Origin of the sequence: Pseudonocardia tropica (assembly GCF_040105315.1) — a bacterium.
GTDB lineage: Bacteria > Actinomycetota > Actinomycetes > Mycobacteriales > Pseudonocardiaceae > Pseudonocardia > Pseudonocardia alni.
In genome coordinates, this window is the sequence record NZ_JBEDNP010000026.1 from 21,624 (window position 1) to 32,649 (window position 11,026).

General features: G+C 74.0%; 13 protein-coding genes and 1 tRNA gene. 8 read left to right on the forward strand and 6 right to left on the reverse strand.

The window, feature by feature from the left end; genetic code table 11:
* Position 1: 1 nt before the first annotated feature.
* Positions 2-193, forward strand: coding sequence for a ferredoxin (locus tag WHI96_RS25630; protein ID WP_208819900.1), 192 nt, complete (start codon positions 2-4; stop codon positions 191-193).
* Positions 194-196: 3 nt separating this feature from the next.
* On the opposite strand, the gene WHI96_RS25635 is transcribed toward WHI96_RS25630, so the two are convergent.
* A complete protein-coding gene (locus tag WHI96_RS25635; protein WP_345651651.1) occupies positions 197-925 on the reverse strand; it encodes a VIT1/CCC1 transporter family protein in 729 nt (242 codons plus the stop codon).
* Between the two features lie 65 nt (positions 926-990).
* On the opposite strand from WHI96_RS25635, the gene WHI96_RS25640 reads away from it, so the two are divergent.
* The 3 genes from WHI96_RS25640 to WHI96_RS25650 are packed head-to-tail and all read left to right on the forward strand — an operon-like array spanning position 991 to position 3,765.
* Positions 991-2,481 carry a cryptochrome/photolyase family protein gene (locus WHI96_RS25640; RefSeq protein ID WP_345651653.1) on the forward strand — a complete coding sequence of 497 codons (1,491 nt, stop codon included), beginning with the start codon at positions 991-993 and terminating at the stop codon, positions 2,479-2,481.
* Positions 2,482-2,509: 28 nt separating this feature from the next.
* The gene (locus WHI96_RS25645) at positions 2,510-3,028 is read left to right on the forward strand and encodes a MauE/DoxX family redox-associated membrane protein (RefSeq protein ID WP_345651656.1); all 519 of its coding nucleotides are present in this window, start codon (positions 2,510-2,512) and stop codon (positions 3,026-3,028) included.
* Positions 3,028-3,765: a DsbA family protein gene (locus WHI96_RS25650; RefSeq protein WP_345651658.1), complete on the forward strand. Its 738-nt coding sequence runs from the start codon at positions 3,028-3,030 to the stop codon at positions 3,763-3,765. Before WHI96_RS25645 ends, WHI96_RS25650 begins: the two co-directional genes overlap by 1 nt.
* Here the strand turns inward: WHI96_RS25650 and yczE are convergent.
* Positions 3,716-4,348, reverse strand: coding sequence for a membrane protein YczE (gene yczE / locus WHI96_RS25655; RefSeq protein ID WP_405421580.1), 633 nt, complete (start codon positions 4,346-4,348; stop codon positions 3,716-3,718). The genes WHI96_RS25650 and yczE overlap by 50 nt on opposite strands.
* Positions 4,349-4,448: 100 nt before the next feature.
* Between yczE and yczR the strand changes: the two genes are divergently transcribed.
* On the forward strand, positions 4,449-5,909 hold the full coding sequence (gene yczR / locus WHI96_RS25660; protein ID WP_345651663.1) for a MocR-like transcription factor YczR: 1,461 nt from the start codon (positions 4,449-4,451) through the stop codon (positions 5,907-5,909).
* A gap of 6 nt (positions 5,910-5,915) precedes the next feature.
* Here yczR and WHI96_RS25665 read toward each other — a convergent pair whose 3' ends face one another.
* Together WHI96_RS25665 and WHI96_RS25670 are read right to left on the reverse strand one after the other, a co-directional pair.
* Positions 5,916-7,418 carry a GntT/GntP/DsdX family permease gene (locus WHI96_RS25665; protein ID WP_345651666.1) on the reverse strand — a complete coding sequence of 501 codons (1,503 nt, stop codon included), beginning with the start codon at positions 7,416-7,418 and terminating at the stop codon, positions 5,916-5,918.
* Positions 7,415-7,903 carry a gluconokinase gene (locus tag WHI96_RS25670; RefSeq protein WP_425571694.1) on the reverse strand — a complete coding sequence of 163 codons (489 nt, stop codon included), beginning with the start codon at positions 7,901-7,903 and terminating at the stop codon, positions 7,415-7,417. The genes WHI96_RS25665 and WHI96_RS25670 overlap by 4 nt, the downstream gene beginning before the upstream one ends.
* A gap of 217 nt (positions 7,904-8,120) precedes the next feature.
* On the opposite strand from WHI96_RS25670, the gene WHI96_RS25675 reads away from it, so the two are divergent.
* Positions 8,121-8,843: a FadR/GntR family transcriptional regulator gene (locus WHI96_RS25675; RefSeq protein ID WP_251785583.1), complete on the forward strand. Its 723-nt coding sequence runs from the start codon at positions 8,121-8,123 to the stop codon at positions 8,841-8,843.
* A gap of 139 nt (positions 8,844-8,982) precedes the next feature.
* Entirely contained in the window at positions 8,983-9,894 is a 912-nt protein-coding gene (locus WHI96_RS25680) for a TrmB family transcriptional regulator (RefSeq protein ID WP_251785582.1), read from the forward strand.
* A gap of 10 nt (positions 9,895-9,904) precedes the next feature.
* Here WHI96_RS25680 and WHI96_RS25685 read toward each other — a convergent pair whose 3' ends face one another.
* Positions 9,905-10,336, reverse strand: coding sequence for an alpha/beta hydrolase family protein (locus WHI96_RS25685; protein ID WP_345651678.1), 432 nt, complete (start codon positions 10,334-10,336; stop codon positions 9,905-9,907).
* Positions 10,337-10,553: 217 nt separating this feature from the next.
* On the opposite strand from WHI96_RS25685, the gene WHI96_RS25690 reads away from it, so the two are divergent.
* Positions 10,554-10,626 (forward strand) — tRNA-Ala (locus tag WHI96_RS25690).
* A gap of 216 nt (positions 10,627-10,842) precedes the next feature.
* Here the strand turns inward: WHI96_RS25690 and WHI96_RS25695 are convergent.
* On the reverse strand, positions 10,843-11,026 hold a 184-nt coding region (locus WHI96_RS25695; RefSeq protein WP_349302461.1), incomplete at its 5' end, for a transposase family protein.

Below are 11,026 nucleotides of genomic sequence, written 5' to 3' on the forward strand. Positions count from 1 at the left end.
CATGCGCGTGATCGTGGACAAGGAACTGTGCATCGGGGCCGGCCAGTGTGTCGTGACCGCGCCCGACGTCTTCGACCAGGACGACGACGGGATCGTCGCGCTGCTGACCGACTCGCCCGCCGAGGGCGACCGGGACGCGGTGAAGGAGGCCGAGCACGTGTGCCCGGCCCGGGTGATCAGTGTGGAGGACTGACCCTCAGGCGGCGCTGACGCCGATCAGCATGCCGACCAGGTACGTGGCGCCGGCGGCGATGGCGCCGAACGCCAGCTGGCGCAGCGCCGCCGACCACCACGACCGGGAGGTGAACCGCGAGGTCAGCGCCCCCGCGGCGAGCAGGCCGACGCCGCCGACGGCGAGGCCGAGCGCGAGCGAGCCGTAGCCGAGCAGGAACGTGATCAGCGGGATCAGCCCGCCGACCGCGAACGCGGCGAACGACGACACCGCCGCCACCCACGGCGACGGCTTGTCGTCCAGGCTGACCCCCAGCTCCTGGCTGATGTGCATCCGCAGCGCCAGCTCGGGGTCGCGGTGCACCTCCCGGGACACGGCGTCGGCGGTCTGCTCGGACAGGCCCATCTCCCGGAACCGGGCGGCCAGCTCGTGCTGCTCGGCGCGGGGGTGCTGGGCCAGCTCACGGCGCTCGACGGCCGCCTCGGCGTCGAGGGCGTCGTTCTGGGTGCCGACCGAGGCGAACTCGCCGAGCGCCATCGAGAACGCCCCCGCGACGACACCCGCGAGCCCGCTGAGCACGATGACGTCCCGGCCCGCCCCGCCGCCCCCGACACCCGCGACCAGTGCGATCGTGGTGACCAGGCCGTCCATCGCGCCGAAGGTGGCCGCGCGCAGCCAGCCGCCGGAGATGTCACGGTGGGAGTGGTCGTGGTGGTGGTCGGCGAGTTCCGCCTCCAGCTCCGGATCGTTCACGGATGCAACAGTAGGCCGCCGCCGCTCGCCGCGCGGCGCCGCGCGACCACCCCGACACTGGGCCGATGTCGTCCGATGACACGGCTCCGCTCTGGCTGTTCGCCGACCAGCTCGGCCCGCACGTGTGGGACACCGAGGAGTTCGCCGGCCGCGAGATCGTGATCGTCGAGTCCACCCGGGCGCTGGGCCGGCGTCGCCACCACCGCCAGAAGCTGCACCTGGTGCTGTCCGGGATGCGCCACCTCGCCGAGCAGCTCGGCGACCGGGCCACCTATCTGCGCACCGACACCTACCGCGAGGCGCTGGAGCAGGTCGGCCGCCCGGTGGTGGTGCACCAGCCCACGTCGTTCCCGGCCTCGGACATGGTGCGCCGGTTCGTGAAGGAGGGGCTGGTCACCGAGGTCCGGCCCACCCCGACCTTCGCGCTGGGCAAGGACGAGTTCGACGACTGGGCCGGCGACCGCGAGACCTTCCGGATGGAGGAGTTCTACCGCGCCCAGCGCGAGCGGTTCTCCGTGCTCATGGACGGCGAGAAGCCCGTCGGCGGGAAGTGGAACTACGACCACGACAACCGCGAGTCCCCGCCGAAGGGCGCCGAGCGCCTGGAGGTGAAGGCGCCCTGGAAACCCCGCGAGGACGGGATCGACGAGCAGGTCCGCGCCGACCTCGACGCGGCCGGGTACCCCACGGTCGGCAACGACGGGCCGCGCCGCTTCGCCGTCACCCACGAGGAGGCCACCCGGGCGCTGCGGCACTTCGTCCGGCACCGCCTCGACACCTTCGGCCCGTACGAGGACGCGGTGCTGGAGCAGGACTGGGCCATGGCGCACTCGCTGCTGTCGGTGCCGATGAACCTGGGCGCGCTGCACCCGCTGGAGGCGGTGCACGCCGCCGAGCAGGCCTACCACGACGGGGACGCGCGGCTGTCCAGCGTCGAGGGGTTCGTCCGGCAGATCCTCGGCTGGCGGGAGTACGTCTGGCAGCTGTACTGGCGCTTCGGGCGCGGCTACACGCGTCGCAACCACCTGCGGGCCCGCACCCCGCTGCCGGACTGGTGGACCGACCTGGACGCCGACGCCGTCACCGCGAACTGCCTGTCGCACGCCCTGGGCGGGGTCCGCGACCGCGGCTGGACCCACCACATCCCGCGCCTGATGATCCTCGGCAACCACGCCATGCAGCGTGGCTACCGGCCGGCGGAGCTCAACGACTGGTTCGCGACGGCGTTCGTCGACGGGTTCGCCTGGGTGATGCCCGCCAACGTGATCGGGATGAGCCAGCACGCCGACGGCGGCCGGATGGCCACCAAGCCCTACGCCTCCGGCGGCGCCTACATCGACCGGATGACCGACCTGTGCTCGGGCTGCGCGTTCGACCCGAAGGTGCGGGTGGGGGAGAAGGCCTGCCCCTTCACCGCGGGCTACTGGCAGTTCGTGCACCGCCACGAGGAGATGCTGGCGGGCAACAACCGCACCGCCCGCGCCGTCGCCACGATGAAGCGGCTGACCGATCTCGACGCGCTGCTGGAGCAGGAGTCCGCCCGCGAGGAGTTCTGAACCGGCGGGCTCGCTAGGCTCCCCGGTCGTGACCGCAGGCCGCCCGCTCGACGTGCTGGGCACCGTGCTGCGGCTGGGGCTGGCCGCGGTCTGGCTGGTGTCGGGGGCGGTGAAGCTGTCCGAGCCGTTCACCACGGCCGTCGCCGTCGCCGCCTACCGGGTGCTGCCGGACGCGCTCGTCGTGCCGGTCGCGACCCTGCTGCCGCCGCTGGAGATCGCACTCGGCCTGCTGCTGCTCGCGGGCCTCGCCACCCGGCTCGCCGCGGTGGTGGGCACCGTGCTGCTGCTCGCGTTCGTCGCCGGTCTGGTGCAGGCGTGGGCGCGCGGGCTGGCGATCGACTGCGGCTGCTTCGGCGGTGGCGGACCGGTCGACCCCGACGACACCGGCTACGGCCCGGCCCTGCTGCGCGACCTCGCCTTCGTCGCGGCCGCGGTGTACCTGACGGTGCGCCCGCGGACGCTGTTCTCCCTCGACGGGCGCGGGGACCGGGCCGCGGCACACGACCACGACCGGCGGGCGCCGGCGGACGCGACGGAGGAGCACTGATGGGACAGAGCGAGCGCGAGCGCCGGCAGGCCGCGCAGGCCCGGCTGCAGGCGGCGGGGATCAGCACCGCACGCACCTCGAGCGGGCTCGGTCGCAACCTCGGGATCGGCGCGCTCGTGCTGGTCATCGCCCTGGCCACGGGCGTCTACGTGCTGTACCAGAACTACCAGAAGGCGACCGTCGCGACCTACCCGGTGACCCGCGACGGCGTCGTCGTGAAGGCCGGGAACCAGGCGGCCCCGGTGACCGTCGACCTCTACGAGGACTACCTCTGCCCCGCCTGCAGACAGCTGGAGAGCAGCGTCGGGAACCAGCTCACCACCGCGGTGAACGAGGGCAAGGCGAAGATCAACTACCACCACGTCGTGATCCTCGACGAGCGCTCGGCCCCGCCCGGCTATTCGACCCGCGCCGGCAACGCCGCGCTGTGCGCCGCCGACGCCGGGATCTTCCCCGCCTACCACTCCCGCCTGTACGCCGACCAGCCCGCCGAGGGCAGTGCCGGCAGGACGGTGCAGGAGCTGACCGCGCTCGGCACCGAACTGGGGGCCAAGGGCGACTTCGCGGGCTGCGTCACCCGCCAGGCGAACACCCAGGCGATCGCCGACGCGACCAAGGCGGCCGTCGCCGACCCGGCGGTGGCGCCCGGCGGCCGCTTCGGGACCCCGACGGTGATGGTGAACGGGGTCAAGATGGATCTGAGCAACGGGGACTGGCTGTCGAAGGTGACGGGCTGACCGCACCCACGGTGAAGCGCGGCAGGAACCACTGCACCAGCGGCCCGACGGCGAGTGCATAGACCACCGTCACCGGGCCGAAGACACCGCCGAGCGCCCACCCGACGAGCACGACCGTCACCTCGATCGCGGTCCGCACCAGCCGCACCGACAGGCCGGTGCGGGCCGCGAGCCCGGTCATCAGCCCGTCCCGCGGGCCCGGCCCCAGCCCGACCCCGATGTAGGCCGCCGTCGCCGCCGCGTTCAGCACGATCCCGGCGACGGCGTACGCCGTCCGCAGCCACAGCGCCTCCGGGGCGGGCAGCACCGCGAGCGCGGTGTCCACCGTGGCCCCGATGACGACGACGTTCGCCACCGTCCCCAGCCCCGGTCGTTCCCGCAGCGGGATCCACAGCAGGAGCACCCCGACCGCGACGACCACGGTCACCGCGCCCACCGACAGGGCCGTACGGCCGGCGACGCCCTGGTGGAACACGTCCCACGGCATCGAGCCGAGGGCCGCGCGCATCATCAGCGCCATCGAGACCGCGTAGGCGACCAGGCCGGCCACGAGCTGGGTGAGCCGCCGGGTGCGCCGCGGCATCCGCAGCGACCAGCGGGAGCTGTCGATCGTCACGAGATGGCATGCTGCCCCTCTCGGTGGCCTGTCGTCACCGTGCCACTCGAGCGGAAGTGGATCGGGAATGACACAGGGGATCGGGGCGGAGCGCCTCGCCGCGCTGTGCGGTGACGTCCACGGCGGGCGCGGCCCGGCGTACCGGGTGCTGGCCGACGCCGTGCGGGTGCTGACCGGTGACGGCAGGCTGCCGTCGGGTACCCGGCTGCCGGCCGAGCGGGCGCTGGGCGAGGCGCTGGGCGTCAGCCGGGTCACCGTCGCCCGCGCCTACCGCGACCTGCGCGACGACGGCTGGGCCGACGCCCGGCACGGGGCGGGCACCTGGGTGCGGCTCCCGGACCGCACCGGGGGCGTCGACGGGGTCTGGGCGCCCGGGCCGGTGGACCGCGGCACGATCGACCTCGCCCACGCCGCGCCCGCCGCGCCCGCGGTGCTGCCCGACCTGGTCGCCCGCGCCGTCGAACGGGGTGCCGCGGACCTGGCCGGACACGGCTACGGCCCGGACGGCCTGCCCGCGCTGCGGGCCGCGATCGCCGACCGGTTCACCGCCCGGGGGCTCCCGACCGGGCCGGAGCAGGTCGTCGTGACCGGCGGGGCGCTGCAGGCGATCGGGATCGTCGTCGCCGAGCTGGCCGGGCCCGGCGACCGGGTGCTCGTCGAGCACCCCACCTACCCGTCGGCGCTCGACGTCGTCGCCGACGCGGGGGCGGTCGCCGTCCCGGTGGCGGCGGACGGCGCCGACGCGACCCCGCAGACCGTGCTGCCGCGGGCCGCCCGGCAGACCGCGGCGCGGGTCGCGTACCTGATGGCGGACTTTCAGAACCCCACCGGCCGCCTCCTCGACGACGACGCCCGCGCCCGGCTCGTGCAGCGCCTCGCCCGCCAGGGCACGGTCGCCCTGGTCGACGAGACCTTCGCCGAGCTGGACCTGCGCGAGGGCGCCACGGGGCCGCTGCCCTGCGCCGCGCACGCCGCCGGTCCCGACGACGTCGTCACCGTCGGCGGGCTGAGCAAGATCGCCTGGGGCGGGCTGCGGATCGGCTGGATCCGGGCCGGCCGCGAGCGCGCCGCCCGGATGCGACGACGGCTGGCCCGCGCCCAGCTGGCGTTGCCGGTGCTGGAGCAGCTCGTCGCCGTCGAGGTGCTGGAGCGGCTCGACGTGCTGCGGGCCGAACGGGTCGGGGTGCTGCGCACCCGGCGCGACCTGCTGGTCGCCGAGCTCGCCGCGGCCCTGCCGGACTGGCGCTTCACCGTCCCCGACGGCGGGCTGGCGCTGTGGTGCGACCTCGGTGCGCACGTCTCGACGGCGCTGACCGCGGCCGCCCCGCGGCACGGCCTGGTGCTGGCGCCCGGCCCGCGGTTCGGGGCCGGGCACGCGTTCACCGACCGCTTGCGGGTGCCCTTCACCCACCCCGGGCCGGTGACGGCCGAGGCGGTGCGGCGCCTGGCCCGCACCGCCCGCGACGTCGCCGGGCCGGGCCGGACGACCGGCGCCGACCCGGCGACCCGGGCCGGCGTCGTCGTCTGAGCGGGGTCAGATCACCAGGTCGATCACCAGCACCAGGACCAGGCCGGAGACCGAGATGACGGTCTCCATGATCGACCAGGTCTTGATGTTCTGGCCGACGGTGAGCCCGAAGTACTCCTTGACCAGCCAGAACCCGGCGTCGTTGACGTGGGAGAAGAACAGCGAGCCCGCGCCGATCGCCAGTACCAGCAGCGAGGTCTGGGTCGGGTCGAGCGTCGGCAGCAGCGGGACGAGGATGCCCGCGGCGGTCACCGTCGCGACGGTCGCCGACCCGGTCGCGAGCCGGATCGCCACCGCGACCAGCCAGCCCAGGAGCAGCGCGGAGATGCCGGCGCCGGTGGCCCAGCCGGCGATCATCGCGCCGATCCCGGTGTCGACCAGGGTCTGCTTGAACCCGCCGCCCGCGGCGACGATCAGCACGATCCCGGCGATGGCGGGCAGCGACCTCTCCAGCGAGCCCATGATCCCGGCGCGGTTCATGCCGGATCCGGTGCCGAGGGTGACCATCGCGACCAGCACCGAGAGCAGCAGCGCGACCAGCGGGGTGCCGACGAAGTCCAGCGCGGCGCGCACCGGGTTGCCCTCGGGTGCGGCGATGTCGCCGACCGCCTTGCCCATCATCAGCACGACCGGCAGCAGCACGGTGAGCAGGGTGGCGGCGAACCCGGGGCGCCGGGTGGGCCCGCCGTCCGGGGCGTCGCGATCGACGGCGGCGTCGCTGCCGGCGTCGCTGCCGGAGCCGCTGGCCGGGTCGGTGCCGGTGGTGGCGCCGGCCGATCCGCCGGACGCGGTGCTGCTCCCGGCCGCGACCCGGGACTCGAAGAGCGCCGGCGGGGACACGTCGACCCAGCGGGCCGCGACCTTGGCGAACAGCGGCCCGGCCAGGACGACGACCGGGATCGACACGAGCACGCCGAGGACCAGGGTGATGCCCAGGTCGGCGTCGAGGATGCCGATCGCGGCGAGCGGGCCGGGGTGCGGCGGGACCAGGCCGTGCATGGCGGAGAGCCCGGCCAGCGCCGGGATGCCGACGGCGATCAGCGAGACCTGGGCGCGGCGCGCGACCAGGAAGATGACCGGCATCAGGATGACCAGGCCGATCTCGAAGAACATCGGCAGGCCGATCAGTGCGCCGACGGCGGCCATCGACCACGGCAGCGTCCGCGGGCCGGAGCGGGAGACGATCGTGTCGACCAGCCGGTCGGCACCGCCGGAGTCGGCGAGCAGCTTGCCGAACATCGCGCCCAGCGCGATCAGCGTGCCGACGCTCGCGGCGGTGGAGCCGAAGCCGTCGGAGAAGGCCTCCACGGCGTCGCCCATCGACATACCCGCCACGCCCGCGACGAGCAGCGAGCCGATGGTCAGTGCGAGGAACGGGTGCAGCGAGAACTGCGTGATCAGCAGGACCAGCGCCACGATGCCCACCAGCGCGGCGGTCACCAGGCGACCGGCGGAGGCGACCGGCTGGGCCTGCTCCGCGGCCAGGACGAGTGCGGGGTGCAGCGTCATCGCGGGGCCACCTCCGGCCCGGTGACGGCGACGGCGCCCGCGACGATCTCGTCGACCGGCCGGCGGATGTCCAGCGTCGTCCCGGCCTCGTCGGCGGCCGGCGGCTCCAGGGTGGCCAGCTGGGAGTCGAGCAGCGCGGTCGGCATGAAGTGCCCGGAGCGCCCGCCCATGCGCTCGGCGAGCACGGCGGCGTCGCCGGACAGGTGCACGAACACCGTCGACGGCGCGTGCGAGCGCAGCCGGTCGCGGTAGGCGCGGCGCAGCGCCGAGCAGGCGACGACGAGCCCGGTGCCGGTGTGCTCGGCCAGCCGGGCGCCGACGGCGTCGAGCCAGGGCTCGCGGTCGGCGTCGGTGAGCGGGATCCCCTGGGTCATCTTCGCGACGTTCGCGGCCGGGTGCAGGCCGTCGGAGTCGGTGAAGGGGACACCGAGGGCGTCGGCGAGGGCGGCGCCGACGGTGGACTTCCCGGAGCCGGACACCCCCATCACGACGACGAGCGGGTGGGGTGGTGGCTGCTGTGTCGCCGGCTGTTGCGTCACTGCATCGGCTCCTCACGGGTGTGGCGGCATCGGCACGCGGACCGGGAGTACCCGGACCGTTGTGGGGACCAGAGTGAGTTATTAGTAGTACTTTTTCAATACCGAATCGGTTCAGGTATGCCGTATCGCGTCGTCGAGCCTGTGGAGTGGCACGATTCGGGTCGTGGGTGGCGCAACGGAGGGTCTGCACGGGGACGTCCTGGACCGGCTCGGTACCGCGATCGCCGCGGGGACCATCGGGGCGGGTGAGGTCCTGCGGGCCGAGGAGCTGGTCGCGCGCTACGGCGTGTCGCGCACCGTCGTCCGGGAGGCCGTGCGCGTGCTGGAGTCGATGGGCCTGGTGCGCAGCAGGCGCCGGGTCGGCACGACGGTCGCCCCGCGGGAGCAGTGGAACGTGCACGACCCGCGGGTGATCCGCTGGCGGCTGGACGGTCCCGGCCGCGACGAGCAGCTGCGGTCGCTGTCCGAGCTGCGCTGCGGGGTGGAGCCGCTGGCCGCGGAGCTGGCCGCCGACCGGGCCACTCCCGAGCAGTGCGGTGCGCTCGTCGGCGCGGTGATGGACATGACCGTGCACGGTCGGTCCGGGGATCTGCTGGCCTACCTGGAGGCCGACGTCGTGTTCCACCGCACGCTGCTCGCGGCCTCGGGCAACGAGATGGTGGCCGCGCTGGGCGACGTCGTCGCCGAGGTGCTGGCCGGGCGCACCCGGCACCACCTGATGCCCAGCCGTCCGGAGCCCGACGCGATCCGGCTGCACCGCGACGTCGCCGACGCCGTCCGGTCCGGTGACCCGGCGGGTGCCGGAGCGGCGATGCGCGAGATCCTGCGCGAGGCGGACGCGGCGATGCGGGCCGGTGTGGCGCGCGCTCCGGGTCCTCGATTGTGATGATGGTGCGGATCCGGACGTATCAATCCGTCGTCCGCAACCGATCATAGGGAGACCGTCGTGCGCGACGGGGCCGCGGCACCACGTCGCGGGACGGTGCCGAAATGAGTGAGATGATCTCGCAATGGCCGTACGGCGGGTGACGGAAGAGCTGCAGCGACTGGGCTTGTCGGGCTACGAGGCCAAGGCCTACGTGGCGCTGGTCAGCGCGGGCGAGGCGGTCAACGGCTACGAGGTGGCGAAGCGGTCGGGGGTGCCGCGCAGCACCGTCTACGAGACGCTGGGCAAGCTCGTCGGCCGCGGCGCGGCGTTCGAGGTGCGGGCCGCCGACGGCACCGGCTACGTCCCGCTGCCGCCCGCGACGCTGCTGGAGCGGATGCGCCGCGACTTCGACCGCACGCTGGGCATCCTGCAGAACGAGATCCCGCGGCTGACCGCGCCACCGCAGGTGCGGCTGGTGCACTCGCTGACCGAGCGCCGGATGCTGCTCGAACGGGCCGAGGACGTCGCCGCCGCGGCCCGCTCGGAGCTGTACGTGCTCGGCTGGCCGGAGGACGTCGAGGCGCTCAAGCCCACGATCCGCCGGGCCGAGGAGCACGGCGTCGACGTGGCCACGGTCGTCTTCGGCGCCGACGACGACCCGGTCGGCTGGCACACCGAGCACCGCTACTCGGCCCCGTCGGCGGTCGAGGACAACCTCGGCCGGCGGATGCTCATCGTCGTCGCGGACCGCGACCAGGCCGTGATCGGGGGGCTCACCGCCGACCGCACCTGGGGCCTCTACACCGACGACCCGGCCGCGGTGCTGCTCGCGCACCTCTACGTGCGCCACGACATCGCGATCCACCGCGTCGCCGACCGGTTCGCCGAGCACGGGTTCGACGAGTTCTGGGTCGACGACCCCGCCCTGCGACGGCTGCGCGAGCCCGTCGGCGAGCCGGTCCGGGCCGTCGACGGCGCGCCGCGGTCCGTCGGCCCGGAGACCGACGACCAGGGTGTCGACATCGAGGACCTGGGCGACGACGAGGACGGGCGCAGCCGGGCCGGCTGAGCGTCGCAGCTCAGCCGGCGGGGACCTCCTCCGGCCTGCGCCCGCCCAGGTGCCGGCCGACGAAGTCGAGGATGATCTGCGCCCGCTGGACGCGGTGGCGCGGCGACCCGTCGCGCGACATCCCGTGGCTCTCCTCCGGGAACCGCCAGTGCTCCACCGGCCGCCCGAGCAACCGCACCGCGGCGAACAGCGCGTCGGCCTGCTCGACCGGGCACCGCAGATCGTCCTCGGAGTGCAGGATCGGCATCGGCACGTCGATGCCGCGGACGTGGTGCAGCGGGGACATCCGCCGGTACCCCTCCGGCGCGTCCAGCAGCGAGCGGCCCAGCTCGTGGCCGAACCACCCGGCGGCGTCGGAGCTCCGGTCCAGCGACTCCAGGTTGCCCACCGCCCGCTCGCTGCACGCGGCGGCGAACCGGGCGGAGTGGTGGCGGCCGGCCACGAGGTGAGGCGGCCGCCGCAGGACCCGCCGAGGACGCCCACCCGGTCCCGGTCGAGCCGGTCGACGGCCGCAAGGGCGCCGCCGAGCGCGGCGAGCACGTCGTCGCCGTCGTCCGACGTCAGGGGGCTGCACGGGGCCGACGGCAGGTATCGGCTCCGGAAGGGCACCCCCCTTTCCGGGCCGGAAACCGGCCCGTGTAGTGTTCTTCATGTCGCAAGGGGCTGTGGCGCAGCTGGTAGCGCACTTGACTGGCAGTCAAGGGGTCAGGGGTTCGAATCCCCTCAGCTCCACCCTTCTTCACCAGGCCAGGACCCCGGTCCTGGTCTTTTTCTTTGCCGGGTGTGGCTGGCCCGAGTGACTAACTGAGTGTCTATCGCTCCACGAGCGTCCTGGCTAGCGTTATCCAGTGGATCAGGACCAGTGGGAGTACACGGTCGTCGACACTGTCATCAGCGCCTACCGCGACTCCCAGAACCAGGTCGGGCAGTGAGCCTTTGCCAACCTGATCATCCGTTGGCGATCATGAGGGTCTGAACTGCGGCGACGAGCTCGGCGGCCCGGGCCGGGCAGGATCTGATCTTGCGCAGAACCTTCCAGTTCTTCAGCTCGGCGTTGACCCGCTCACCCGGCCCGCGTCGGCGGGCGTGTGCGGCGTTGACCTCCCTCTGGTTGCGCGACAGGCGCCGGTAG

Bases quoted from the DNA above. Each gene is read 5' to 3' on its own strand.
- WHI96_RS25630 (WP_208819900.1), top strand. From the start codon at position 2: ATGCGCGTGATCGTGGACAAGGAACTGTGCATCGGGGCCGGCCAGTGT.
- WHI96_RS25640 (WP_345651653.1), top strand. From the start codon at position 991: ATGTCGTCCGATGACACGGCTCCGCTCTGGCTGTTCGCCGACCAGCTC.
- WHI96_RS25650 (WP_345651658.1), top strand. From the start codon at position 3,028: ATGGGACAGAGCGAGCGCGAGCGCCGGCAGGCCGCGCAGGCCCGGCTG.
- yczE (WP_405421580.1), bottom strand. From the start codon at position 4,348: ATGCCGCGGCGCACCCGGCGGCTCACCCAGCTCGTGGCCGGCCTGGTC.
- yczR (WP_345651663.1), top strand. From the start codon at position 4,449: ATGACACAGGGGATCGGGGCGGAGCGCCTCGCCGCGCTGTGCGGTGAC.
- WHI96_RS25665 (WP_345651666.1), bottom strand. From the start codon at position 7,418: ATGACGCTGCACCCCGCACTCGTCCTGGCCGCGGAGCAGGCCCAGCCG.
- WHI96_RS25670 (WP_425571694.1), bottom strand. From the start codon at position 7,903: ATGGGGGTGTCCGGCTCCGGGAAGTCCACCGTCGGCGCCGCCCTCGCC.